Origin of the sequence: Shewanella spartinae (genome assembly GCF_019457555.1) — a bacterium.
Lineage (GTDB): Bacteria > Pseudomonadota > Gammaproteobacteria > Enterobacterales > Shewanellaceae > Shewanella > Shewanella loihica.
The window spans coordinates 3,886,825-3,912,708 of record NZ_CP080418.1; the positions used below are offsets into that span (position 1 = coordinate 3,886,825).

The window sequence follows — 25,884 nt, forward strand, 5'->3', positions numbered from 1 at the left end:
CACCTTTTATCGTTTAACGATTCACTCTTCTGCGCCATCCGAAGGCGAGCAAGGCACCCAGCAGTAGCTGTAGACCCGCGCCCCCTTTCGACGAGCTGGTGTTATCGACAATGTTGACGTTGGCAATGCTGTTGTCTGAGACGGCAACTTGCTCATCATCGCTCGACAGGACCAGGCTGAAGGACTCAGTCGCCTCCTCCTTGTCGTCCGCGCTGATGGCAACCACTATCTCCTTGGCCGCAGCGTCTTGGTCGGCCCAGGTCAGCGTGCCTTCCGCCAGGGTGAAGTCTTCACCGGCAGTGGCAGTGCCATCGACGGCGCGGTAGTTAACGCTCACCTCACCATCAACACCACCGAAACGCTCAACCATCAGGGTCACGCTGCCATCGGCCTCGTTCACCTCATAGCTTGTGGCCTTAAAGCCCACGGCGCCCGGCACCTTGGCTTCTACCGTCAGTGACAACGGAATCGCCTGAGTACCATATGGAGTATCGCTTTGCAGCAACAGCTGTACCTGATGCACGCCTGGCTCCAGGTCGCTGGTATCGACATCGAAGGTCACCTCTTGCTCACCGGCCACATTCAGCTGACCGCTGGTGTGAGACACGTCAAGCCAGGTCACATCTTTATGGTCGCACACGCCGGTCTCGCCAGAGGAGACGGTGAACATCTTGCTGCCTTCGATATCGACCAGACGCAGGTTGCCGTCACAGTCGATATCCAGACCCGTCTGACCATAGTTGCTCATGCCAGGGACATCGAGCGCGCCGATCATGCGGAAGTCGTCATGGCTATCCACAGTGTAGATATCCAGCGCCTGATCCACCTTCTCAGAACCAGGATCTGCAGGACCATTGGTACTGATAAACAGGTGACCCGTAGCCGAGTTGTAGGCCAGACCCGCAGGTGCAATGCCGACGTCCTTGGTCAGATGTACTTCGCCATCTTCGTTGAAGTAACTAATGCTCATCTTGTTAGAGACACCAGCGATGAAGTCACCCGACACAGGATCATAGGCCAGACCAGAGATGCCACCCACGCCAGGACAGATTCGCTTACCTGTCACCATCAGCTTATTAGGATCGATCTCATGGATACAGTTGTCGGCAAACAGCGCCGCCTGCCACAACATGCCGGTGCGGCTGTTGAAGGCCAGATCGGTCACCAGAGCGTTTTCTGGTAGCATGGCGCTGAAGTCGATCACTTCACCTATCAGCTTACCCTCGGCGCTGTAGCGATACAGCTTGTTGTCGCCACCAAACAACTTAACGTTGTTAACCCAGAGGTCACCGGTGTTACGGTCGATAGTCGCGCTGTAAGGTACCGCCAGTCCCAGGCTGGACTTCTCGATAGACTCGCCAAAGCCAAGCTCAGCTTCCAGCACAGGGTTTTCCAGCTCGCCCTCAACGGTCGCGGCCAATTCACCCAGTCGGTAATTCACTCCTCGACTACCCACGTTCTTCACCGTCAGGCTCAGCTCGCTCTGCTTACCGCTACGCACGGTTGCCGCAAGCTCTGGCTTATCCACTTCCAGCATACCCGCCTTGAGGCTCAGGTGCTGTACGGCAATCTTGTTGTCGGTAACCGTCAGCTGGCTGTTGCTCACGCCATAGCCACTCTGAGTTGCCGAGATCACCTGATTACCAGCGCTTTCAAACAGTCGATATTGCCCTTCGGTGTTGGTTGCTACCTGAGTATCGCCTAGCCATACCTTGGCCTGTGCGATCGCCTCTTGGGTGTTGGCATCTGTGATGTTACCCACAGCCAGACCACCCTGCTCCATGGAGCAGCCCAGTCCAAACTCGACGTCGTCGATCTGCGCCCACCAGTCCCAGGCGAATTCGTTGGCATTATGGTAGCGCCAACGCAGACGGAAGTTGCTGCCGCCCACCAAGGCTTCGCCGATATCGACGTTAACCACAGTGCCTTGTTCGCTGGCATTGGCCGAGTGCAGGGTCTGCCACTCGCCGCCATCGACGCTGATGTCCATGTCCAGGGCCGAGTCGCCGGATGGGCGGAAGCCCTCCTTGAAACGCACCGTGGTGAAGCCGCCCAGCTCGGCGACCGACATGATAGGCGTTAACAGTGATGAGTCGTATGCCTTACGGCCGCCCTTATCACTGTCGATCGAGGCCGCAAGCCCCTGACCCGTGGTGTTGTTAGGACGTTCCCACTGCTCGTTGGTCTTCCAGACAATACCAGTACCCGCGGCATCGACCACTGTCCAGCCCTGAGGCGGGAAGTCTGGCGATTCGAAGTTCACCAGCGATGCGGTATTGGTATCTATTTTGCGATAACCCAGGGCGCTACAGACCTGCTTGTCTACCGCCAGGTTAAAGGCGAGACCACTCACGCCATCGCTGCCTGGCACCAGATCCATGGTCTCTGGCTGATAGCCAGGTGCACGGGCGGTGATCGCCACTGGCCAGCCTTCGTAGCCTACGACGCTGAAGCTGCCATCGATCGCATCGGTAGCAATAGGCGTAGTCGGGATCAGCTCACCGTTTTGGCTGATCGCACCGGGTACGCCCCAGCCATGACCGGAACCATCGCTGATCTTGCCCGAAATCGTTACCTGAGGCATCTCGGTCAAGACCACGTTGCGCTCAAGATCGGCATCCTTGGCCACAGAGACACTGCCCTGACTCGCCTTGGTATGGCCGTAGGCACGGGCCGACACCTGATAATCACCCACAGGTAGTTGCAGCTGATACTTACCTTCCTCATCGGCCACGGTGCTGTAAGGGCCGGCAACCACTTCGGCGTTCGCCAGTGGCAGGCCGGTGACACTGTCGGTCACCACACCGTGAAGCATTCCGGTAGGATCGGCCACACAGTTAGGGAAACTGAACTTGCCGATACGGGTAGCCCACATAGACTCGAAGTCATGGTCGGCGCCATATTCCTGGGTATACCAGAAGCTACAATCGTCCGTCGGATCGATTGTCATCATGCTGCGCTTACCATAGTGACCATCGAATGAGTTCACCTGGGCCGCCTCGGCGTCCACCAGCACCTGCTCAGCCAATGAGATCTGACCCAATGGATCGCCATTCAGGCGACCGGTATAGCGTACAGAAGGCAGCATCTCTTCACCCGAGATGGCAAAACCCATACCTATGTTGCCCGAGGCATCCATCGCCATACTCGCCAGCCAGCGGTGGTTAACATCAGGGGCATAGCTGCCCTGCTGGAAGATCTCGGCACCTGCACCCAGGTTGCGGATCTCATACCAACGTACGCCGAAGTGTTGCTCGCCCACGTCAACCGTATGGTTAACCACCAGGCTCTGGTGATCGCCAAACTGTCTGAAGGCGGCGCGGTACATCAGCTTATCCTGGTAGGCTTTCAGGGCGTTGTAAGAATCGCCGCCCCAGGAATCCTGCTCGATACAGGTATTGCCACAGGCCTCATTGATATCAAATGGCTCGGTCGCCAGCGCGGCAACCTGGCTGAACTGACTGTTCTGCGGGTTGTTCCAGTCGGCCTTGAAGGCCCATACCTGGATCTCATCCTGGGCGCTGCCATGGACCTTGTCGTCCTGCAGGCTGAGGAAGTAGTTAGGGGTACCGGCGGCAGGGGCGCGCTTACCGTCGAGATCCACCGGCAGCAGGTTAGCTGTCAGCGGCGCATCGAAATAGATAGAACGTGCGGGTACGCCGTAGAGCATCTTGTCACGCTCAAACACCACGGCGGCGGTGCCGGCTTTGCTGTTGTCGCTCTTGTTGTGTTGATTGGCCGACAGATAGTAACCGTCGCTCCATACGCCGAGCTGGGCACCGTTGTGCCACTTGTCGCCGTTTAATTCAAATTCATACAGATGCCAGTCGCCGGTAGGATCGCTGGTCTTAGAGACGGCGAAACACTGACGGCTCTCTTTACCAGAGACATAGGCATTTTGGGTCACGACCCAGCGGTCGGCGAGCTGATCGTAAAGCACGATAGGCTCACGCTCAGTGGTCGGGCTCTCCCAAGGTTTAGCGGGAGCCGGGTTGGCATTAGGGTCGCCACAGACACCGCCAAGACGCTTCCAGAACTCTGTCATCGGGGTGCGGTCAACCAGCAGGTTACCCTCTTTGTCCCACACGGCAAACGCCATGTTAACCACCTGAACATAGTGGTCGCGGCCGACATCGCCCGCCGCATCAGGCATTGGCGCCTCATCGAAACCGCTACGGGTCAGGCCATCGAAGTTCAGCTCGGGGGCCGGCATGGCGCCCGTGCCAGGCTCGGCTTGCACCGCGGTGTCACTGTACTGTTCCAGTGCCACGGCCGAGGCCAACTGCTCCTGGTATTGGGCTTCCATCAGCGCCTGGTTCGACGCCGAGATGCTAGGTTTGGCCAGCTTGGTCTGAGCTGTCGGTTGGAATTTTAGTTTATTACTCACCAGCATCTTGTTGGCGAGTTTCACCAAAGGTGTCGACGACGCTTGGTTCAATGACTCCCCGACGACCGGAGAGCTGGCTGCACAAGAAAAGGCGCTGACCGTCGCCAATAATCCCGCTAGCCCCACAGAGCTGCAGCCTTGCCATGTTGACTTTTTGATACCCATCAAAAGTCTCCTTATTATAGGTTTACCTTGGCTCACGTCGTCATTGGGCGCCCTAAGACACACTCTTATCTAAAGTCGCCGCTAAAGTTGACGTGATTTGCCGTTATTCGATGCTTGTGTGTATACCAGTGATACAAACTACCCGTTATTGCGCGCGGCCAACTGACAAAGATCAGTTGGGCTCAAAGATTGTGCGCTAACTGCGCCTTAAGCTGCTTGGCCTTGGCCAGTAACGCCTGCTGCTGAGCCTGATAGGCAGGCACGGCATCAACCAACGTGCTGCCCACGGTGAAGGCGGCGGCATACTTGGGCTGCTTGATACGCTCTTTCTTGTCCAGATACTTGTCGCTGCCATGCTTGAACTGCTCGAGACGCGGTGACAGCGCCGCCATGGCGTCCAGAGACTTATTGGTCGCCTGAATCACCTGGGCCAGTTTGGCCGGGTCTTGCTCGGCTTCGATGGCGACGTCCAGCTTGGCGTTGACCTCGCTCGCCTGCGCCAGATAGGCGTTCAGCTGCTCGGCGTAGGGATAGCTGCCCTGACTGAAATCCACCTCATTTAGCGGCGATAGGGGGTTAAGCACCGGCAGGTAGTTGTCGCGCTGCGCCTTGGTGAAATGGGCCGAGATGGCCATGAAATCCAGCATCAGCTGTGATTGATCTTGATTGAGTTGATGATAGGGATCGCTCGCCACCTCACGGGCATGAGCCAGATCGCGCCAGCCTACCGTTTGAGTTTCGGCCTGGGCGCCGCTCACCAGCAGGGCGACAGAGATGGTAAAAGCAGAGAGGAAACGTGACATATCGAATTCTCCAATGTGGATGCTAAAGGTAAAAAGCCAGCGCGAGGCTTCGCGCTGGCTTAATCACACTTATGAACGACGCGCTTGGCGACGGCTAAATAGTGAACCGACACCCAGTAGCAGAAGCAGGACTGGGCCTAAGCTACCGCCGCTGGACTTCTTGTCTTCCAGCTCAACCGTGGCAATGGTAGCCGAGTTCAGGGTCGCACCACCCGTAGGCTGTGACAGGGCGACGCTGAAGGACTCCATAGACTCCTCGACATCATCGCTTAGCAGCTTGATGCTGATGGTCTTGTCGGCCATATCCATGTCGTCCCACTTGATGACGCCCCAGGCGGCTTCGAAGTCTTCGCCCGCCTTGGCCGTTGCATCCAGAGTGCGGTACTCCAGAGTCAAGGCGTTGTCGCTGCCACCTTGACGTGAAACCGTCAGGGTCACGGTGCCATCGGCCTCGTTAGCCTCATAGTGAGTCACGGCAAAGCCAAGTACACCAGGGACACGTTCATTCACGGTCAGTTTCACCGGAATAGACTGCATCTTGTATGGGCTGTTGCTGTTGAGCAGCACCTGAACCTCATACTCGCCCGGCGCCATGTTGGCGGCGTCCACATCCAGGGTCACCTGCTGGTTACCCGCGACGCTCAGGTCACCGACGTTAGGGGTAAGCGACAACCAGTTCACATCCTGGAAGTCACACACGCCGGTCTCGCCAGAGTCAACCTCAAACAGCTGCTGCGCCTCGATATCCAGTGCCCACAGGTGGCCCTGACAGTCGATAGTCAGACCCGAGCCACCACCGTCGGCGCGGCCGTCGATAGCGTAACCGCCGATCACCTGGTAATCGTTAGCCACATCCAGGATGTAGATATCGATATCCATAGGCTTGAAGCTGTTGGTCGCCACAAACAGGTGCTGTGATGTTGGATTGAAGGCTAAGCCTGCGATAGGCAGACCCACATCGGTCGACTCAAGCAGAGTACCGTCGCTGCTAAAGCGATGGATCAGGCCGTCGATGAATGAACCCGAGAAGAACTGGTCGTTCACCGCGTCATAGGCCAAGCCACGCTGCGAGGTAGTCACATCAGGACAGAGACGCTTGCCAGTGGCCTGCTTCTCAACCGGATCCAGCTCGTAGATACAACGCTCACCGCCCACCATGATCTGCCACAACTTGCCGGTGCGGCTGTTGTAGGTCATACCGGCGTGGGCACCACGGGTAGTCATCAGCGGATGCAGATCGATCTTGTCTTCTGTCTTGGTACCATCTTGCTTGAAGCGATAGACCTTATCGTCACCACCAAACACACCCAGGTTGTTGATCCAGAGATCGCCCGTTGACTGGTCGAAGACCACGCCGTTAGAGGCCACCAGATCGACCGCCCAGCTCTGTACCACCTGGCTCTCTTCGAGATCCGCTTGTGGCAGAATGTAAGGCACGCGGATCTTACGTGTCGTCAGATCCCACAGGTTCTTAGGTCCAAACTTACGACCACCGATAGCCAGCTTAGGCCCTTCGACAGGCGCGGCCAGCGGCGCGTTGATCTCGCCTAGCTTGAAGGTCAGATCGTTGCTGCCCGAGTTTTGGATCTCAAAGGTTTCGCTCAGGTTGCGACCACTGGTCACCGCCAGCTCGATGGTTTCAGTTTCAGAGCTGAGACGACCCGCCTTGACGCTAAAGTCCTTGGCAGTCACGTCATCGGCAGTCACGCTGACATTTTCATTGATGTCAGCGTAGCCGGCCTGATGCAGGTTAATCTGCTGTTCACCCTCGGCCGAGAAGATCACATACTGACCCTGATGATCGCTCACCGCCTTGTTGCCCAGACCGTCGACGATCTCGACGTTAGCCACAGGCAGCTGAGTGTTGAAGTCGGTAATGGTACCGGCCACCAGGCCACCCTCTACCGAGCTACAACCGCGGGCGATAGAGATATCGTCCACCTGAGCCCAGTTATCCCACTGCTTGGTATCGCCATAGATGTGGTGATAGTGCCAACGCAGGCGGAACTCGGTCGCACCGGCCACTTCACCGGCCAGGTCGTAGTCCACCAGACGCTCACGAGTCGTATCTGGATAGCTCAGTAGCGTCTTCCAGGCACCACCATCGACACTGATATCCAGGTCAACCATAGAGCCGCCGAAGATGCCGCCGACGAAGTCCAACTTGAACTGCAGCGCGGTGCTATCTTCCAGGGCACTGACCTGAATGCTTGGCGAAACCAGGCTAGTGTCATACTTACCCCAGCCGTAACGGTCGTTATCTACTGCCGCCGACTTGCCGCTACCACCGGTAAAGTTAGGGCGATCCCAAGCGGTATTAGTACGCCACTCGATATCATCACCAGTTGCATCATTAACCACTGTCCAGCCCGCAGGTGGAAAGGTTTCGCCGTCGAAGTCTTCGACAATACCGTAGGCCTTGTAACCCGGAGCGCTACAGACGCTGTTGTTTACATCCAGCGCTAAGGTGACGCCGTTGGCGATCTGAGTATCGCTCGCCACGAAGTCTAATGACTTCTCGTTGTAGCCGTTCAGAGCCGTAGATGCGGTGATCTTATAGCCCCAGCCCTGATACACCTCGACGCTGAACTCGCCGGTTGCAGGGTCGTTCATCAACTCAAGGTTTGGTGCCAGTTCGCCAGCAAGGGCCAACTTGGCCGCCAATGGCCAGCCGTGACCACTGTTATCCACTACCTTACCGGTTAGGGTGACCAGAGGTAGCGGCGACAGTGAATCGCTCAGCGTCTGCTCGCTATCTTCGGCGATCGCGAGATCCGCGTGCTTGGCTTCTTGGTAGCCGTAGGCGCGAACGCTCACGTCATAGCTGCCGACAGGCATGGTCACTTCATAGTGGCCATTCTCGTCGGTAAAGGCAGTTACAGCGCCGGCTTTCACCATGGCGTTGGCCAGTGGCTTGCCTTCGACGCCGGTCACTGTGCCGACCAGGGTCCCCTGAGGACCCGTAGTACAGTTAGGGAACTTGAAGGAGCCGATGCGAGTCATCCAGTCGATGTCGCCGGCGTTCAAGTCGCCATAGTATTCCTGGGTATACCAGAAGGTACAATCGTCCACAGGATCCACGCTCATGGTGCTGTAGTCACCCCAGCGACCGTTGGCGCCGCGTTGTGAACTGCCACCGGCTACCAGCTCGTTTTCACCCTGTGGCATGGTATTTAGGGGATCCGATGCCAGACGGCCGGTATAACGTACCGACGGATAGGTGTTAGGGCCAGAGACTGTGTAACCCAGGGCGATGTTGCCCACGGCGTCCATGGCGACACTGCCCATCCAGCGGGTATCGCCGTCAGGCGCGTAGCTGCTCTGCTGGTGAACCGTCGGCGTGGTGCTTGGGTTGCGGATCTCGTACCAGCGTGGGCTCCAGCGATTGGTATCGGCGTCACCGGTAAACACTGTGTGGTTGAGCACCATGGCTTCGTGATCGCCAAAGTTACGATAGGCGAGACGGAACATGAGACGATAAGGAATACGGTCCAGATAGTCTTCGCTGCTCACGTCAGGCTGAGGAATACAGCCGCCCTTACAGCCACTGAACTCCATGCCGGTCACCGGCAACATGGCGATCTGCTCGAAGGTAGACTGCTCTGGGTTTTGCCAATCTGTCTTGAAGGCCCAGATATGCAGCTCATCGGTGGCAGGCCCCTGGCTGTCATCGATAGGTTGCACGAAGTAGTTTGGCGCGCCTTCGGGTGGCGGCGTCAGACCATCGAGGTCGGCCGGTAGCATACCGCCCAGCTCTGGTGCAGGATCGTCGAAGTAGACCATGCGGGCTGGTTCGCCGCGCAGCATCTTCTCACGCTCAAACACCACGGCGCCGGCGCCGCCCCACTGGTCTTCACGACCATCGAGGTAGAATTGGTTCACCGACATATAGTAACCGTCTGGCCACACACCGAAGTGCGGGTAGTCGTTCATCTTGATGTCGCTGATCTTAAAGTCATACAGGTGCCATTCACCAGTAGGATCCGGCGTCTTAGACACGGCGACACACTCGTGGTAGTCAGACTGGTTGATGGCGAACTGGCTCATCATCCAGCGATCCGCCAGGGGATCGTAGAGCACGATAGGGTCACCGTCGTTGTTTTGGGCACAGATGCCCCCCAGGCTCTTCCAAATCGCATTGGTCGGCGTTGGCGGGATCAGCTGATTGCCCTGCTTGTCCCAGATGGCGAAAGAGACGTTAACCATCTGCACATAGTGATTCGGGCCGACATCGCCTGTGGTATCGGGCGGGGCAACACGGTTGATATTGTCGATACCGTCGAAGCTCATCAGCGGCGATGGCATGCTGTCGCCGAGGAAGTCACGCTGCACGGGATCGGCTGCGTCCAGGGCCAAGACGCCCATCGTCTTACTGGATTTACTCAGGCCAGAGGCGCTCTTACCCATGCCACCAACGAAGGGAAGTTCGAAGTTTTGGATGATTTCGCTGGTCTTACGGGTGGTTTCACCGGACGCCGAATCCATCTTACCGCGCACAAGACGTGCCTTGGTATCTTTGCTCAAGTTGAGCGCAATATCGCGCAACGCAGGGATAGTGACGTTATTAACAGACTTACTAACCACAGGTGCTGACGCAGCAGCCTGGGCGTGATTCACCGCCATCAGGCTGACAAAGCCGAGACACAGGCTGTTGTATAATGTTGACTTTTTGAACATAGTCAAAAGCCTCCTAGTTATTTTATTACTACCAAAATTGCACCTTAAGTCCGTGTTACCCACTTAGCATCGATGCGAATTTTTGTCGTTTGAGTGTGGTTGGTTCGTATACACAAGCTGTTTCACACTACAGGCAGAAATAAATAACCAACTGACAAAGATCAGTTTGGCGAAAAAAAGCGCCGGCTCACTCGGCTCGGCATGCAGAAACGCCGTAGCCAGAGCCGATTGGCTCGAACTCGCGGCTGACCGAGCAGGCAAAAAATTGAGCTAGAAGATCGAGATAGAAGATTGAAACAGAAGAATGAAATGGAGATTGGGATTAAGAATTCGATGTAACGAAGACTGTCTTAGCTAGAAAGCCAAGACAGTTAGCGAATGAATGTGTGGTGAAACGGACGCCCTAGGTCAGGCGTCTGCAGACTTTATCAACGTGATGTCGTGCACCAGCTCGGCCAGGGAGTCACAGGCCATCTTCTCCATCACCCGGGCGCGGTGGATCTCCACGGTGCGCTGACTCAGCTCAAGCTCGATGGCGATAAGCTTATTGGATTTACCCATGACGATATTGTCGAGGATCTCCCGCTCACGCCCGGTAAGAGTCGCCAGGCGCTCTTTGATCTGACTCAGCTGCTGATGCACCAGACGCAGCTGCGCCTCCTGCTCCAGCGCCAGATTGATGCGATCCAGCAGCTCCTGATCGCGAAACGGTTTAGGGATGAAGTCGAAGGCGCCCTGACGCATCGCCTTGACCGCCATGGGCACATCGCCGTGGCCGCTGATGAAGATGATAGGTAGGGATACTTGACGCTCGTTTAACTTCTGCTGCAGCTCCATGCCGCTCATCTTGGGCATGCGCACGTCCAGCACCAGACAGCCGCTCATCTGCGGCGAATAGTCGTCGAGAAACTCCTGCGCCGAGCAGTACAGCTTGCAGGGCAGGCCGACGGACTCCATCAGGAAGGCCATCGCCTCGCGGATCGCCTCGTCGTTATCGACAATGTATACGGTTTGCTCTATTTGTTGCGCCATCGGCTCATAGGGTCTCGTTTTGTTATCTATCTAGGGTATTGCATCGAACTGGGTGAATTCAATCTAATTTTCCCGCTCATCCATCGCCCCGTTCCTCAGGCCCTTTTACTTACCTAGGAAAAATAGTTTTGGCCAACTGATCTTTGTCAGTTTGCCGGGCCAGCGCCTTGCTAAGGTATGCCCCTAAGCACACTGGAGTAAGCCGCATGTCTTTATCTTTGAACAGAATCACTTCATCGATACTCACATCGCTCCTCGTGTTGACCTCTTCATCGGGGTTGGCCGCGCAGTCGATTGAACGTATCACCATCAATGGCAACAGGAATGCCACTCAGAGTCCTGTTGTCACGACGGCGAACGTCAATACCCTTAATCCGGACGACAGCGATTCGACCCCGACTAACCTAGCACGTTTGTTGCATTCCGTTCCCGGAATTAGTTTTGTCGGCCAGGGAGGGCTTTTTCAAACCGTCGGACTCAGGGGGATGTCCCGTTGGCGAGTGCCAACCTTTATCGGTGACATTCCGCTCTACACAGAACGCCGGGCCGGAACGACAGCTTCATTTATACCGCCGCAATTTCTCGAGTCGGTCAATGTGATCAAGGGGCCCTCCTCCACATACTATGGCTCTGGCGCCCTAGGTGGTCTGGTGCAGCTCAACCCCAAGCACTCCCACAATGTGGCGGCCAGCCTGACCCTGACCGATGCCAAGTATGATCAGCAGACCCTGGAAGCCGGTAACGAGCAGTGGTCGGTGGCGCTGTCGAGACAACACGCCGGCAATAGCGAAGATGTGCAGGGCAACACCCTTTATGAGCATTTCGATCAGCAATCTGCGCTGATCGATCACCACTGGGCATTCGACAATGGCCTGGAGAGCGACACCTTCTACCTCTACAGCAATGGCGACGACATAGGTAAGTCCAGCAAGGACTATCCCAACAAGAAGATCGTCTCCTACCCAGACGAGCAGCACCACCTGCTGCAATGGCGCCTGACACGCCCCCACGACTGGAGCCTGAGCCTGTTCGCCCACGATCAAAGCCTGGAGACTGAGACCATACGCCCGGCAAAGCGGGTCAACACCGTCAGTAACGCGTCGCTGGATCTTGGTGGTCACTGGGTCAAGGAGTGGCAAGGCGGTGACTTCAATGGCCGCTGGGGCGCCGACTATATCGCCCGTCGCGGCGTTAAGGCCTCGGAGTTCGAGCGCTCGCTGAAAAATGACAGCACCAGCCTGCAGCAGAATATCGATGCCAGCCAGGATGAATACGCCCTGTTTGCCGACGCCAGCACTCAACTGGATAACTGGCAACTGGTGGCGGGCATGCGCGCGGCGCGTTATCAACAGTCCGGCGAGGGGGCAGAGGATCACTCAGATACCGCCGTCACCGGATTTATCGGCGCCGTCTATACCCGCGGCGAGCAGCAGGAGTGGAAGATTAACCTGGGCAACGCCTACCGCTTCCCTTCACTGACCGAACACTACTACAGCGGCAGCACGGGGCGCGGCACCATAGTGGCCAACAGCGACCTGGTGCCAGAAAAATCCACCACGGCCGAGCTGACCCTGACCGATGTCTATGGCGACTTCGCCTGGCAGCTGGCGGCCTACTACTCCCGCGTCAGCGACTATATCGAGCGCGTCAGCATCGCCGAGGAGACGCTCAGCTATCGCAACGTCGACAGCGGCAGCATCAAGGGGCTGGAATATCGCATCGACTGGCGCCCTAGCGAGCAGTTTACCCTAGGCAGCACGGGCCAGTGGATAGACGCCGTCAGCGACGAGGGTGATCGCCTGGCCGATGCCGGTCGCAACGAACTTGGCGTCAACATGGAATACAGATGGTCTGACTTTAGTTTCAGCACAGGCTATCGCTACCTGGCGCCGGTGAAGGAGCCCGCCTCCGGCGAGCTGACCCGCGATGCCGCCAACCTGGTCGAGGCTGCCATGCGCTATCAGATCACGCCGAACCTGTCGGCCAAGGTGTGGAGCGAAAACCTCACCAACGAGAGCTACTTCTATAGCAGCGACGAGTTGGCGACCCTGGCTCGGGGCAGACAATTTGGCATTACCCTGAGCTATCAATTTCAGTAAGCAGAGTTAACCCCTGAGGTCGGCGTCAAGAGACGGGCACCCACCTCTTTTAACCTTAGCTATACTCCCACAAAGCATGGATGCTTCTTTTTTTAGTCCTGGTTACTTCCCCCTCAGGACCCATCAGTTCCCCTCAGCACTAGAACATTGTCTAATCAGGCCTACGCCCCCTATTCCTTACGGTAAAGGCTGATTCACGCAAGGCGCAAAATAGTAAGATGGGGTGCCTACGGTGCGAGCATAGATTGTGGCGAGTGCAGAGGCTGCAAGCGGGGTAAAAAAAACTACAGAGCAATGGCGGCTGCCGAGATTTCAAAAAAGGACAAATTTCAGACATAAAAAAACCTGCTATTAAGCAGGTTCTTATCTCTTCTAGAGAGGATTTGCATCAACAAGTTGGTACAGATGGCGAGACTTGAACTCGCACGGCCGTTAAGCCACTAGCACCTGAAGCTAGCGTGTCTACCAATTCCACCACATCTGCATCTTGTCTGTCTGATCTTACCGCTATTCTCTCTAGGAGAGCAACTGATAATGGTACCGAAGGACGGACTTGAACCGTCACTCCCGAAGGAAACGGATTTTGAATCCGTCGTGTCTACCAATTCCACCACTCCGGCTCATCAATCAGACCTTACTCTCTGTCTCGAGTAAGTGAACGGAATTATACCTTTGCTTTTACTAATGGCAAGCCTTTTGCGACACCTTTATTACCGACTGCCGATTTTTCATCCTAAGCGGTTAAAACTCATCACAATCGCCCTGTTCGCAGGGGATAAATTTGCCACCAGGCTCACAAAATTCAGCAAAACGATGATGGGGCGCTATCAAATTGACAGCATTCATTGATCGAGATCAGCATTTCTCATATCCATTCGCGCTAATTTAGCTTCAGACAACGATATAAACAGCTGCGAAAGAGGATTTCTCACATGGCATTTTGGTTAGATTTAATGTTTGGTAACCCCATTGGCCTGCTATCTATGATAGTGATCTTCACCACCATTGGCATAATGTCATACATCATGTGGTTGTTTATCTCGAAGTCGAAACCAGAATAGATAGGACTTAGAAGTCCAGAAAATCATATTTCTAATGCAAATGGGGGCTTATGCCCCCACTTTTTTATCTAGCGCTCGGTGTTTTCACACCAAACTTCCTACACAGTTCTTACCAAATCCCCAAAACGAGATTAGGCGGCGTGCTTGCGGCTCGGCACCACACTGTGAATAAAGTGGGGTCTGGCCTTGATCAGCAGCTGTAGCTGCTCTTGATTAGGCTCGCCCTGTGGCAGACGCAACACCTGGCGGTTTAGATGGGATCTCGCCTCCATGGCGATCTTAAAGTCTGCCGTCGGCCCGTGTATGGCGTACTGCTGCTTGTTGCCCAGATACTGCAAGATGTTGGCCTGCAGCAGGCTCTGCACCGCGGCCTCATTTTCCGGCAGGGTCAGTACCGTCTCCCCTTGCAGGAAGAATTCCCGCAGCAGGGCGCGCTCAGTGGGATCCAGCAGCCTCACCTTCTTCTCAATCGTCTCCTTGGTGCGCTTGCCCTTGAGGTGCTTGATCGCCTCGTCGAGAAAATAGTTGGTCACCTGGGTCAGCAGATAGGCGGCACCGACAATCAGCCCTAGGCCGATGAAGTGGGCATATTGGTTGACCAGCAGCTCTAACCTCAGGGCCTGCATCAAGGAGGTGGGTGCAAAGAGTAAGGCGGCGCTGATCAGGGTCAGCCACAACATCAAATTAAAGATCACTTGCTTGGGACTCGTCTGTTTAAACAGCATCAGATTTACTTTTTCCATCTTGATACCTAGTGTCAAAAAACCTGCAGTAAGCAGAGTAACTGCAAGTAAAATGCCAACACGCAGCGCCACATAAAGACTTTACAAACATCATCTTGGCGACATTTTTATCCCTTTGCACGAGCAGAAGATAATAATCAGGCTATGCTTAAAGCTATGTGATCTGGACACTGCACCAAGCGTCAATCGTCGGCCGTTCTTATGGTGCTTAGGATAAGCGAACCCATAAATGGCAAACCACACAGCGCAGCTACTCAAGAGTCCCATCGGCAGAAAGCTCACCCTGTCGATCATCCTCTTTAGTTCCTTGATCACCCTGCTCACCACTGGCTTTCAGCTGATCAACGACTATCGTAGCGACGTCAACCGTATCACCCGCCAATTCGACAGCATAGAGAAGGTCAATCTCGACGTGCTAGCGGCCAGCATCTGGGTGATCGACGAGCGGCTGATCAACACCCAGATAGATGGCCTGATCCAGCTGCCGGACATCACCTATATAGAGATAGACGACGACAGCGGTCAACACTGGCAGGCGGGCACGGCCACGCCGGAGAACACCATAGAGCGCAGCTTTAAGTTGGTCTACAGCTCGGGCAACGAGAATATCGACGTGGGTACCCTGCTGGTGCAGGCAGACCTTAGGGTGGTGTATGAGAAACTGCTGGACCGCGCCATCGTCATACTGCTCTCCAACGCCATCAAGACCTTCATCGTCGCCGGCTTCATCCTCTTCCTGGTCTGGTATCTGGTAACCCGCCACCTGCATAAGCTCAGCGACTACAGCCAAAACATCAACCTGGAAGGCGAGTTCGAGCCCCTGGTGTTCGTCAAGGACAGTCATAAGAATGACGAGTTCTGGCTGGTTGCCGAGGCGATAAATAAGATGCAGCAGCAACTCAGGCGCTCCTTCGACGACATCAAGGCCTCCAAGCTTGAGCTACAGGAAGCCCTGGCGGATCGCGAGCGTCTGCTGGAACTGGAACGTAGCTACAAGGATGAGCTGGCCCGCCAGGTGAAGGAACGCACCCAGGAGCTGGAGCAGTCCCTCTTGGTGCTCAAGCGGGCACAGCAGGTATTGGTCGAGCAGGAGAAGATGGCGGCCCTCGGCGGCCTGGTCTCTGGCGTGGCCCACGAGATCAACACCCCCATAGGCATCTGTCTCACCGCCGCCAGCACTCAGCTGATCCATATCGAAGAGCTGATCAAGCTGATCCACAGCGAGAACGCGACCCTGGAGGAGATCAACGCCATCCTGGAAGAGTACCAGCAGAGCTGTGAGCTGATCATCAGCAACATCACCCGTGCCAGCAGCCTGATCCAAAAGTTCAAGACCATAGCGGCCGAGCAGAGCCTGGAGGATAAGCGCAGCATCAATCTCAAACAGGGGCTCGAAGAGCACCACGAGTCGATGCGCTTCATCTACGGCGACAAGCTGGCCGAGGTGGAATATCGGGTCGATCCCGACCTCAACATACTCACCAACCTGAGCCTGTTTAAGCAGATAGTCACTAACCTCTTCTCCAACGCCTATGCCCACGGCTTCAAGGGCCGCAGCCAAGGAAAGATCAGGATAGATGCCGAGGTGGATGCGGGAATGCTCAAGATCTGTATTCAGGACGATGGACCGGGGATCGACAGCGAGGCCATCGGCCATATCTTCGAGCCCTTCTATACCACCACGCGCTCAGAGGGCGGCACCGGCCTGGGCCTCTCCGCCGCCTTCAACGCCGTCACCCTGCTCCAGGGCAATATTCGCTATCGCGACGACGGCGAGCTGGGCGGGGCCTGTTTCGAGGTGAGCTTCCCGGTGGAGGTACTGGACAATCAGGCCGTCGAGCTCAACCTCTCCAACCCATCAGGCTTTTAAGCGCTAATCAAGCTTTCAGCTGCTTGGCCGTCAGGTGGCAGATCTCCATGATCACCTCGGTCGCCTTCACCATAGATTCCAGACAGATAAATTCATGCTTGCCATGGAAGTTATGGCCACCGGTAAACAGATTAGGACAAGGCAGCCCCATATAGGAGAGACGACTGCCATCGGTGCCGCCGCGGATAGGTTTGATCTTGGGAGTGATGCCAAGGTCAGTCATCGCCTGCTTGGCGATCTCGACGATATGGGGATGGGGGATCAGCTGATCGCGCATGTTGTAGTAGCTGTCTGTGATGCTGACGCTTAATGAGCCCTGCTGCAGCTGGGCATCGCAGGCCTCTACCCGCTCGGTGAGCCAACGCTTGCGCTGCTCAAACTGGTCCAGATCAAAGTCGCGGATCAGATAGGTGAGCTGCGCCTCTTCGGTCACCCCCTTCATCTCAATCAGATGGAAGAAGCCGGCGTAGTCCAGACTGTTCTCCGGGGTATCGCCGAGAGGCATCTTGGCATGAAAGCGCGCCGCCATGGTCTGGGCGTTGACCATGACGCCATAGGCCGAGCCCGGATGGCAGTTGTTGCCCTTGGCGGTCACCACGGCCGTGGCGCCGTTGAAGTTTTCGAACTCCAGCCCGCCTAGCTCGCCGCCATCTACCGTGTAGGCCCACTCGGCCTTGAAGGCGTCGAAATCAAACTTATCGGCGCCGCGCCCTATCTCTTCATCCGGCGTGAAACAGAGATAGATATCGCCATGGCGACTGTCGGGATCTTGAAGAAGAGTCGATAGCGCTGTGATGATCTCGGCGATCCCCGCTTTGTCGTCGGCGCCCAGCAGGCTGCTGCCATCTGTGGTGATCAGCGTCTGCCCCAGGTAGTGATCTAACTCGGGAAACTCCTCGGGAGAGAGTCTATACTGCGCGCCGAGGGGGATATCGCCGCCATCATAGTTCTCGATCAGCTGAGGACGAACATTGGCGCCGCTAAAGTCGGGCGCCGTGTCCAGGTGGGCGATAAAGCCGATGGGCGGAACCCCTTCAACTGTCGCTGGCACCAGGGCCGTCAGATAGCCAGCAGAGGAAAGCGCCACCTGGCTGAAGCCTAACTTGATCAGCTCCTCTCTGAGTTGATCCGCCAGCGCCATCTGTCCCTGGGTACTGGGACAGCAGCTTTGACGTCCGTCAGACTGAGTATCAAATTGCACATAGCGTAAGAATCGATTTAACAGGGCCTGTTTCATAATCAATCACCAGCAAAAAATGTCGACTGAGTCTAACAAGTGACCAAAGGGTGACTTTAGACTTAAATCAAGTTTTTGGTGATTTACGCCTCAGGCCAGCAGGCGATATCGGCTATGCCTTGGCGGCAAGCTTGGTCAGCACCCGGCTCACGGCGGTAAAGCCGAAGCTACCTGTCACCACTGTGACAGCGCCGAAGCCCGAAGCACAGTCCATGCGCATGCTGCCCTCGGCCGTGGCCTTGACGTTGCAGACGCTGCCATCGGCCTGGGGATAGACCAGCTGCTCGGTGGAGAACACCGCCTCTATGCTGAAGCGGCGCTGCACATTCTTAGAGAAGTTGTATTCGCGGCGCAGCAGGTTACGCACCTTGGCCAGCAGAGGATCTTGGTAAGTCTTGGCGAGATCCGCCACCTGGATCTGAGTGGGATCTGTCTGGCCGCCGGCGCCGCCTACCGTCACTATCGGCAGCTTCTGGCGCTTACAGTGGGCGATCAGCGCCGCCTTAGGTTTGACCGCATCGATACAGTCGACCACATAGTCCAAGCTACCGCCCTGCTTGCGACCGGTAAAATAGTCATTCAGGTTATCTGTGGTGATGAAATCTTCCACCTGATTGACCCGGCACTCGGGGTTGATCTGCATGATACGCTCGGCCATCACGGCCACCTTAGACTCGCCTATCGTCTCCTTGAGGGCGTGCAGCTGGCGATTGGTGTTGGTGACACAGATATCGTCGAGATCGATTAGGGTGATCTCGCCTATGCCGCTACGGGCCAGTGCCTCGGCTACCCAGGTACCTACCCCGCCTATGCCGACCACAGCCACATGGGACTGCGCAAATCGGGTCAGTGCCTTGGCGCCATATAGGCGACCAATGCCGGCAAAGCGATTGAGATAGGCGTCAGAGAGTTCAGGTTGGCTCAAGGTGGGCTCCGGTAAGATAACTAAAAACCCGCCGATTTTACCGCAATCCTAGGTAAAATCCCAAAAAGAAAAACGGTGACAAGTGTTAAGCCTATGGGGCGATTGCAGCAGCTTGGCAAGCAGAGGGTGACACAGGGTAAATAGCAAATTAACCCACTGTTTTTAAATGTAAAATAACATGATAAAACTCACGTAAAACCAATGATTTGCGACACGGATCACATCTCAACATTGCACTTCTGGGCACACTGACGCCGCGACACAGCATAAGCGGCCAAGAAAGCTCCCTCTGGGCCCATGACTCTCGTTAGCTAAAAAAATCAAAGGCCCTCTTTGAGATGGCCATAATCGCTACAGGAAGATGACAATGAAAAAATCTGTTCTATCGGCAAGCATTTTCGCCACCCTCGCAGCCACCTCATTCACCGCGCTCGCCGACGGTCCTCAGTTCTATGGCCGTGCCGATCTTGCCTTCACTCACTCGGATAATGGTATCGCCACCCAAAACCAGAAAGATGGCACCATCATAGAGAACAACTTCTCTTGGTTAGGGGTGAAGGGCAGCGAAAAAGTCGCCGACGGCCTGGAAGTGATCTACCAGATGGAGTTTGGTGTCAGCAACTATGACAACTCAGGCAACACCTTTGCCGCACGTAACACCTACCTGGGCCTAAGAAGCGTTATAGGTACCGCCCTGGTGGGTCGTAACGACACCGTATTTAAGGCATCCGAAGGTGGCTTCGACCTCTTCGGTAACACCAACTCAGATATCGACCTGCTGGCCGCCGGTCAGTCGCGTACCGCTGACGGTATCACCTACTACTCGCCTAAGATCGCCGATCTCATCACATTAAATGCCACCTACCTGATGGAAGATAACTATGTGACCTATGACGGCAACGAGCGTGTGGCGCCAGATAACATGTATGCCCTCAGCGCCACCTTAGGTGATAAGGCGCTCAAGGCCCAAAACTACTATGTTGCCGCGGCCTACAACGACAACATCGACGACGTAAAAGCCTATCGCGGTGTGGCACAGGTTAAATTTGGCCAGGTGATTCTGGGCGCCCTGTATCAGAACAGTGAACATGTGGACAGCAAGTACGCCAACCTAGAAGGCGATACCTACTTTATCAATGCCGCCTATGTGATGGGCAACCTGAAGCTTAAGGCGATGTACGGTAAGGACGATTCGGGTCTGGGCAAGTATGTGAAGCGTTATGTGGGTGGTAGCGATGGCGCGGGCATGGAAACCGTGTCTGACGTAGATCTACAACAGTTCAGCATAGGTGCCGACTACCGTATCAGTAAGAGCACACTGTTTTATGGTCACTACACTAAATATGATGGCGACCTGAAACTGGCTGGCATGAAACAAGATCTGGGTGATGACATAGTCACCATAGGTATGCGCTTCGACTTCTAAATTGTTCCCAGCTTAAATAAAGGCGGCCAAGAGCCGTCTTTTTGCTTTTCTTCTAGCCGCTTTACTCGCAGCGTGGCTTTATCTGCGCAGCCACAGCTTGCTTCCCTTTTCGTCCCTTTCAGCTAAATAACAGGCAATAACTGTGCGTAAGCGCACACTTTTTAAACATATTTATGCTTTCTCAAGCAAAACGCCTACAATTTTAGCAACTTCTTAATAAGTTACAGTTTGTTTACATCAACAGCAGAGCACATACCCCTTTGGGAGTAGGCGTAATACGTTAAATTTACAAGGATTGGCTGTTTTTTAAACGGATGAGACAGATCTGTCACAAATTCCTCGTAAAGCTAACCTTGATAAGCAGAAATTTGATCTGCGCCACACTCTTGCTGCCATAAAACTGTAAACTTCTGGCCAACTTTGTTACGAGAACGGACCCTCGGAGCAAATTATGGAAACTATGTTAATAACCATTAAAAAATGGAAAAGAACTCAGTTCTTGGGAGCACAATACATGAAAAAATCTCTAATCTCTGCATCAGTAGCATCTGTTATTGCACTGACCTCATTCGGCGCGCTAGCCGATGGCCCTAACTTCTACGGTCGTTTAGACCTAACCCTAACTAACTCTGACAAGGGTTCAACTACTCAAGAAGGTAAAGATGGTACTATTCTTGAGAACAACTTCTCACACCTAGGTGTGAAAGGTTCTGAAAAGATTTCTGACGGTATCGATGTTATCTACCAAATGGAATTCCAAGTTGAGAATACTTCTTCTAAAGGTGACGTATTCAAGGCTCGTAACACATTCCTAGGTCTTAAGAGCGCAGCCGGTACCCTGCTTGTTGGTCGTAACGACACAGTATTCAAGCAATCTGAAGGTGGCATCGACCTATTCGGTAACTCAAACGCCGATATCGACCGTCTGGTAGGCGCGCAAACTCGTAGCGCTGACGGTATCTGGTACTACTCTCCAAAGATCGCTGACCTGATCACTCTGAACGCGACTTACCTGATGACTGACAACAACCAGGCTGGCGTTGAAAATGCTGATGACCAGTACGCTCTAAGCGCGACTCTGGGTGACAAGAAGTTCAAGGCACAAAACTACTATGTTGCAGTAGCTTACAACAAAGGCATCTCTGGTATCGACGCATACCGTGGTGTTGCTCAAGTTAAGCTAGGCGACTTCAAAGTTGGCGGTCTATTCCAAAACTCTGAAAGCGTTAAAGACGGTTCTACAGACAACAACACTTACTTCGTGAACGTTGCCTACAACCTGAACGGCGTTAACCTGAAAGCCGAGTACGGTAAAGACGAAGCTGGTTTCGGTAAGTACTACAAAAACATCTCTGGTGTAGCTGGTACTGACATCAACGTGACTAACATCACTGTGGGTGCTGACTACCGCGTAGCTAAATCAACTCTGATCTACGGTCACTATGCAATGTACGAAGGCGACCACAAAGTTGCTGGCATGAAAGTTGACCTAGAAGACGATAACATCTTCACCGTTGGTGTTCGTTACGACTTCTAATTCGATGAGCCTCAGGCTCTGATGAAAAAGGCGACCCTAGGTCGCCTTTTTACTTTCTAACGCTTAATTTTTTTAGCTTAGGTTTCTGTAGCTTAAGTTTCTGTAGCTTAAAGCCTCACCAGACGATAGACAGACTCGGTCAGCCAGGGCACCTGCTTCTTCACGAACCTTGGATTCTCGGCCAGCACATCCTGGGTGCTAAGGCACTCGATCTCGAAATAGGGGCTCATATGCTCCTGAATCCAGGCATCGGATACCGCAAATGGCGGGCCGTTTAGCGCTTCCTGGGGATAGTCTAAGGTGATCAGCAAGCCTATGCTCTTAGGCGGCAATAAACCGGCCAGGCACTCCACATACTGCTGGCGCATCTCAGGCGGCCAGGCGATCAGCGCCGCCCTGTCATAGAAGCCGCTCACCGCCTCGAGAGGTTCCTTCGGCAATCGGAACAGATCCCCCTGGTAGATGCTCACCTGCTCGGTGCGGTAACACTCATGCTCGCCGCTCGATTGTCGCTCGACCGGCAGCTCGTTGTCGCTGAAGAACTGCTCCACCGCGCTCTGATTCAGCTCACAGCCGATCACCTCCAGCCCCTGCTCGGCCAGATAACAGAGATCTAAGGTTTTACCACACAAGGGAACGAAGACCTGGCTGCCGGCAGCTAACTCGAGCTGCGGCCAATAGTCGATAAGAAGGGCGTTGACCTCGTCGAGATGAAAACCTATCTGCTGTGAGGCCCATTTGTCGTGCCAAAAACTGGGTTGCATCGTTAGCTCCGCATAAGCAAGTGTCTCATTATGCAGGCTACTCTAATCTCTCGTCGGCCAAGATGCCAGCTTACCGATTATTTCGGCAAGCTTTTCTCTTGGTCGTTATTGAATATCCAGGACTTTTTGTACCCGTCTGAGCCAGACACAGTTTTCACATTCGCAGTTACGGCGCGACAGGTGATGGGGGGTGAGGCTAGAATCGATAAAATCAACCGCGATCAGCAGCTGCTGTTTCAGCTCGGCAACCGACTTGCGTTCGACGGCCACCAGCTCATCGTTATGGTTCATCCAGACGCACTCCATCCCTTGATAGCAATGGATGCACTGGGGGTCTGTGCTATTGAAAAAACCCGCGTGAGGACAAAACTTTAGCTCCATCGACTGCACGATGCGCTTCCTCGGATATTCTAATAATTCAATCAATAGGGCTTTGTTTAGTTCCGTCATTTCGCCCTCCTCACTCATCAAAGTCGCTCAAAAATGAAGCTTAGTTTTATATTAGCTTCAGGTTACCTGTATGTGTATGTAACAGAATTGATATAGGTCAACATCTCATACGAAAATATCGGTTAGGCATCGCACTGCTGAAAAATCTAGCTATTGTGCCTGGCCGCCGCTTCTTGCTATAAAAACATATCGATATTCAGTGAAATGACCCATGCCCAACAGCCAAGCCCCCAGCCCTGAGCTACAACACTTTTATATCTCCGAAGAGCAGTCTATCTATCTGCTCAAGGCCGATGACGCCCGTAAACACAGGGCGTGGATTAGGCTCTGTAAACAGCAGCTGAGCAAGCTGGGCTACTCAGATATCGAACTAGTGGGCAAGGGCGCCTACGGTTTCGTGTTCGCCGGCATCAATGGCCACGGCCAGGCGCACGTATTCAAGTTCTCCCGTATCACCCTGCCCCAGCAGATCCAGGACAGGCTGGAGGAGGAGGCCTATATGCTCTCCCAGGTGATCCACCCTAATGTGCCGCCGGTGATCAAGTTTGAGCATGTGGGCAAGCAGGGGATCCTGGTGATGGCCAGGGCGCCGGGGGAAGATCTCGACAAGCTCTGCCTCAGGCATGGCGCCCTGCCGGCGCGCATCATAGTCAGTATCGCCCGCCAGCTGGCGCAGATCCTCAACTATCTGCACAACGGCCGCCCTCTGGTACACGGCGACATCAAGCCCTCTAACCTGGTGTACGACATGGAGCGGGATCATCTCTCGCTGATCGACTGGGGCTCGGCGGTATTTGCCCAGCGCGATGGCGAGGGCAATCCGGTCAACGGCAACGTAATGGATCTGCTCTCCAGCGATCAGCAACACACCAACGCCCGCATGGGGGATGTCTATTTCATCGGCGAGGAGCAGCTTAGCGGCGCCCTCTCCAGCCCCAGGTTCGACGAGCAAGGGGTGGCGGCGACTCTCTACGCCCTGGCCTCGGGTCAGGCCAGCCGATTCGGCAGCAAGGTGATCCCCGCCAGCAGCATAGGCCTGCCCATAGAGCTGGCCCGTACATTAGACGGCATGCTCAGCGAGGATCCCGCCACCCGTAACCGAGCCGGGGATTACTTTCTCAAGAGCATGGCCCATAGCCATCGTCTGCATCTGCCGGATCTACCCATGGCGCCACTGCAGCCTGAGATCCCGGTATGGACGCTCAAGCAGGCCAAAGATGTTGAGACTGTCACCTACAGCTCACGTAAATCCTTCCTGCGGGAGCACAACGAAGATGAGCCGATAGAGAAGATGGACGATCTCCAGCTGGAAAAATACTACCGCAACTTCATGGCGGGCATGGGAGACACAGAGAAGGGCTTTATCGCCGCGGTCAGCCGGGTGGGCCAATATTCGCTGGTTGGCGGCCTGGCGATCCACTGGCAGGAGTCCGGGGTGTTTATCGACTCTAACCTGGCCACCTATAACGCCGAGGAGAAGGCGGCGCTCATCCTGGCGGTGAACAACATGGTGACCCTGGCGCGGGGCATCCGCCGTATCGGGGTGTTTAAGGCCTGCTTCTTCAACGCCCGCGACACACTGCATCTGGAACGCGACGACACCAGCCAGCCCTTCAAACCAAGCCCAGATCAGCAGCTGCCCTTCGAGGTGGGCGATGTACCTTCGCTGGAGGATAAATCCAGGCTGCACTCCTACTTCGAGGATGGCCGCGACCCGGATGAAAACCTGGAGCTGCCCAAGGAGATCATGACTGAGCTTGGCTGGATCAACCAGATCCATCACACCGGCTGCATCATCTTCGAGGTGTTACCTAACCATATGAAGATCCACAGTTATCTGCGTCTGTTGAATCCCCGTAAACAGGCGGCCTTCAGGGCGAGCCTGGACAGGATCCTCAGCCATGTGGATAAGATTCAGGGGAAAGGGGTATCGGGCTTCATGAAACTGCCCTACAAGAACACCCGCCGTTTTCAACATATCGACAGGAAGGCGGACCACTTCTATCCCAGAAATCCCAAGGAAGTAATGGCCCAACTGGAAGAGTAATCGCTAAGCCGATTTACTTCGGCTCGCGCTTGTCCTCGTCGCTCGCCTTATCGCCCTCAGGCTTGTCGCCTAACTGACGCTCTTCATCCAGCTTATCGGAAGGATCTGGCTTGCGCTCATAGTCGCCATCGAAGGTGTTGCCCTGCTCATCGAAGGGAGAGCGATCAAAAGGCGAACGGTTTGCATCGAAGGGGCCCTGCCTAGACTGGCCGTGACCAAATTGGCCGTTCCCAAACTGGCCATGAAAGCCCCCCTGTTGACTCACCTTGACCTGCATCCGCTTGTAGAGGAAGGCGGCGATGGGCGCGCGGGTGAGCGGAGTCAACAGCAAGAGACCGATAAAGTCGGTCACAAAACCTGGGATCAGCAGCAGTAGACCGGCCATGGCCAGCATCATCCCTTCGACGATCTCCTGACCCGGCGCCTCGCCCCGAGCCAGCTTCTGCTGCACCTGCATCAGGGTGTGTATCCCCTGGCTGCGCACCAGAGAGACCCCCACCACGGCGGTGAAGATCACCAGGCCCACGGTAGTCCAGCTACCTAAGGTTTCGCCAACGCGGATCAGCACATTGAGCTCAATAACGGGAATGAGAACAAAGATAATCAATAGGATGAAAAACACGCTGACCTCACAAACTGACGAAATTTCTAATTGATTGAA

17 protein-coding genes and 2 tRNA genes are annotated in these 25,884 nt (G+C 54.9%); 6 read left to right on the forward strand and 13 right to left on the reverse strand.

The window, feature by feature from the left end; all coding sequences use genetic code 11:
• Nucleotides 1-13 precede the first annotated feature (13 nt).
• The 5 genes from K0I31_RS16795 to K0I31_RS20150 form a co-directional block, all read right to left on the reverse strand.
• The gene (locus K0I31_RS16795) at nt 14-4,552 is read right to left on the reverse strand and encodes a Calx-beta domain-containing protein (RefSeq protein WP_220079121.1); all 4,539 of its coding nucleotides are present in this window, start codon (nt 4,550-4,552) and stop codon (nt 14-16) included.
• Nucleotides 4,553-4,734: 182 nt separating this feature from the next.
• Nucleotides 4,735-5,355: a hypothetical protein gene (locus K0I31_RS16800; RefSeq protein ID WP_220079122.1), complete on the reverse strand. Its 621-nt coding sequence runs from the start codon at nt 5,353-5,355 to the stop codon at nt 4,735-4,737.
• Between the two features lie 69 nt (nt 5,356-5,424).
• Nucleotides 5,425-10,032: a Calx-beta domain-containing protein gene (locus K0I31_RS16805; protein WP_220079123.1), complete on the reverse strand. Its 4,608-nt coding sequence runs from the start codon at nt 10,030-10,032 to the stop codon at nt 5,425-5,427.
• A gap of 408 nt (nt 10,033-10,440) precedes the next feature.
• Nucleotides 10,441-11,064, reverse strand: coding sequence for a response regulator transcription factor (locus K0I31_RS16810; RefSeq protein ID WP_220043370.1), 624 nt, complete (start codon nt 11,062-11,064; stop codon nt 10,441-10,443).
• Between the two features lie 109 nt (nt 11,065-11,173).
• Complete coding sequence (locus tag K0I31_RS20150; RefSeq protein ID WP_258406666.1) at nt 11,174-11,395, reverse strand: hypothetical protein; 222 nt, start codon at nt 11,393-11,395, stop codon at nt 11,174-11,176.
• Between K0I31_RS20150 and K0I31_RS16815 the strand changes: the two genes are divergently transcribed.
• Nucleotides 11,322-13,163: a TonB-dependent receptor plug domain-containing protein gene (locus K0I31_RS16815; RefSeq protein WP_258406661.1), complete on the forward strand. Its 1,842-nt coding sequence runs from the start codon at nt 11,322-11,324 to the stop codon at nt 13,161-13,163. The genes K0I31_RS20150 and K0I31_RS16815 overlap by 74 nt on opposite strands.
• Nucleotides 13,164-13,560: 397 nt before the next feature.
• Here the strand turns inward: K0I31_RS16815 and K0I31_RS16820 are convergent.
• Nucleotides 13,561-13,647 (reverse strand) — tRNA-Leu (locus K0I31_RS16820).
• Between the two features lie 51 nt (nt 13,648-13,698).
• A tRNA-Leu gene (locus K0I31_RS16825) sits at nt 13,699-13,783 on the reverse strand.
• A gap of 312 nt (nt 13,784-14,095) precedes the next feature.
• On the opposite strand from K0I31_RS16825, the gene K0I31_RS16830 reads away from it, so the two are divergent.
• Nucleotides 14,096-14,224: a DUF3149 domain-containing protein gene (locus K0I31_RS16830; RefSeq protein ID WP_011867043.1), complete on the forward strand. Its 129-nt coding sequence runs from the start codon at nt 14,096-14,098 to the stop codon at nt 14,222-14,224.
• Nucleotides 14,225-14,355: 131 nt separating this feature from the next.
• Here K0I31_RS16830 and K0I31_RS16835 read toward each other — a convergent pair whose 3' ends face one another.
• Nucleotides 14,356-14,967, reverse strand: a complete 612-nt coding sequence (locus K0I31_RS16835; RefSeq protein WP_220043376.1) for a superinfection exclusion B family protein — start codon at nt 14,965-14,967, stop codon at nt 14,356-14,358.
• A 229-nt stretch (nt 14,968-15,196) separates the two neighbouring features.
• Here K0I31_RS16835 and K0I31_RS16840 point away from each other — a divergent pair, with 229 nt between their 5' ends.
• A complete protein-coding gene (locus tag K0I31_RS16840) occupies nt 15,197-16,837 on the forward strand; it encodes a sensor histidine kinase (protein ID WP_220079125.1) in 1,641 nt (546 codons plus the stop codon).
• A 7-nt stretch (nt 16,838-16,844) separates the two neighbouring features.
• Here the strand turns inward: K0I31_RS16840 and pepT are convergent, their stop codons facing one another.
• Nucleotides 16,845-18,074 carry a peptidase T gene (pepT, locus tag K0I31_RS16845; RefSeq protein WP_220079126.1) on the reverse strand — a complete coding sequence of 410 codons (1,230 nt, stop codon included), beginning with the start codon at nt 18,072-18,074 and terminating at the stop codon, nt 16,845-16,847.
• Between the two features lie 112 nt (nt 18,075-18,186).
• Entirely contained in the window at nt 18,187-18,999 is an 813-nt protein-coding gene (gene tcdA, locus K0I31_RS16850; RefSeq protein ID WP_144202770.1) for a tRNA cyclic N6-threonylcarbamoyladenosine(37) synthase TcdA, read from the reverse strand.
• Between the two features lie 367 nt (nt 19,000-19,366).
• Between tcdA and K0I31_RS16855 the strand changes: the two genes are divergently transcribed.
• Together K0I31_RS16855 and K0I31_RS16860 are read left to right on the forward strand one after the other, a co-directional pair.
• On the forward strand, nt 19,367-20,425 hold the full coding sequence (locus K0I31_RS16855) for a porin (RefSeq protein WP_220079127.1): 1,059 nt from the start codon (nt 19,367-19,369) through the stop codon (nt 20,423-20,425).
• Between the two features lie 514 nt (nt 20,426-20,939).
• Nucleotides 20,940-21,962, forward strand: a complete 1,023-nt coding sequence (locus K0I31_RS16860) for a porin (RefSeq protein ID WP_220080888.1) — start codon at nt 20,940-20,942, stop codon at nt 21,960-21,962.
• 107 nt (nt 21,963-22,069) lie between these two features.
• On the opposite strand, the gene K0I31_RS16865 is transcribed toward K0I31_RS16860, so the two are convergent.
• Together K0I31_RS16865 and K0I31_RS16870 are read right to left on the reverse strand one after the other, a co-directional pair.
• On the reverse strand, nt 22,070-22,726 hold the full coding sequence (locus K0I31_RS16865) for a thiopurine S-methyltransferase (protein ID WP_220079128.1): 657 nt from the start codon (nt 22,724-22,726) through the stop codon (nt 22,070-22,072).
• A gap of 105 nt (nt 22,727-22,831) precedes the next feature.
• Nucleotides 22,832-23,176, reverse strand: a complete 345-nt coding sequence (locus tag K0I31_RS16870; RefSeq protein ID WP_011867058.1) for a hypothetical protein — start codon at nt 23,174-23,176, stop codon at nt 22,832-22,834.
• Between the two features lie 211 nt (nt 23,177-23,387).
• Between K0I31_RS16870 and K0I31_RS16875 the strand changes: the two genes are divergently transcribed.
• The gene (locus K0I31_RS16875; RefSeq protein WP_220079129.1) at nt 23,388-25,223 is read left to right on the forward strand and encodes a protein kinase domain-containing protein; all 1,836 of its coding nucleotides are present in this window, start codon (nt 23,388-23,390) and stop codon (nt 25,221-25,223) included.
• Nucleotides 25,224-25,236: 13 nt separating this feature from the next.
• Here K0I31_RS16875 and K0I31_RS16880 read toward each other — a convergent pair whose 3' ends face one another.
• Complete coding sequence (locus K0I31_RS16880) at nt 25,237-25,845, reverse strand: FxsA family protein (protein ID WP_220079130.1); 609 nt, start codon at nt 25,843-25,845, stop codon at nt 25,237-25,239.
• Nucleotides 25,846-25,884 lie beyond the last annotated feature (39 nt).

Excerpts from the sequence above, each read along its gene's own strand:
- K0I31_RS16875 (WP_220079129.1), top strand. The coding sequence starts at position 23,388 with ATGCCCAACAGCCAAGCCCCCAGCCCTGAGCTACAACACTTTTATATC.
- K0I31_RS16855 (WP_220079127.1), top strand. The coding sequence starts at position 19,367 with ATGAAAAAATCTGTTCTATCGGCAAGCATTTTCGCCACCCTCGCAGCC.
- K0I31_RS16795 (WP_220079121.1), bottom strand. The coding sequence starts at position 4,552 with ATGGGTATCAAAAAGTCAACATGGCAAGGCTGCAGCTCTGTGGGGCTA.
- K0I31_RS16835 (WP_220043376.1), bottom strand. The coding sequence starts at position 14,967 with ATGGAAAAAGTAAATCTGATGCTGTTTAAACAGACGAGTCCCAAGCAA.
- K0I31_RS16830 (WP_011867043.1), top strand. The coding sequence starts at position 14,096 with ATGGCATTTTGGTTAGATTTAATGTTTGGTAACCCCATTGGCCTGCTA.
- pepT (WP_220079126.1), bottom strand. The coding sequence starts at position 18,074 with ATGAAACAGGCCCTGTTAAATCGATTCTTACGCTATGTGCAATTTGAT.
- K0I31_RS16865 (WP_220079128.1), bottom strand. The coding sequence starts at position 22,726 with ATGCAACCCAGTTTTTGGCACGACAAATGGGCCTCACAGCAGATAGGT.
- K0I31_RS16870 (WP_011867058.1), bottom strand. The coding sequence starts at position 23,176 with ATGACGGAACTAAACAAAGCCCTATTGATTGAATTATTAGAATATCCG.
- K0I31_RS16805 (WP_220079123.1), bottom strand. The coding sequence starts at position 10,032 with ATGTTCAAAAAGTCAACATTATACAACAGCCTGTGTCTCGGCTTTGTC.
- K0I31_RS16860 (WP_220080888.1), top strand. The coding sequence starts at position 20,940 with ATGAAAAAATCTCTAATCTCTGCATCAGTAGCATCTGTTATTGCACTG.
- K0I31_RS16840 (WP_220079125.1), top strand. The coding sequence starts at position 15,197 with ATGGCAAACCACACAGCGCAGCTACTCAAGAGTCCCATCGGCAGAAAG.
- K0I31_RS16800 (WP_220079122.1), bottom strand. The coding sequence starts at position 5,355 with ATGTCACGTTTCCTCTCTGCTTTTACCATCTCTGTCGCCCTGCTGGTG.
- K0I31_RS16810 (WP_220043370.1), bottom strand. The coding sequence starts at position 11,064 with ATGGCGCAACAAATAGAGCAAACCGTATACATTGTCGATAACGACGAG.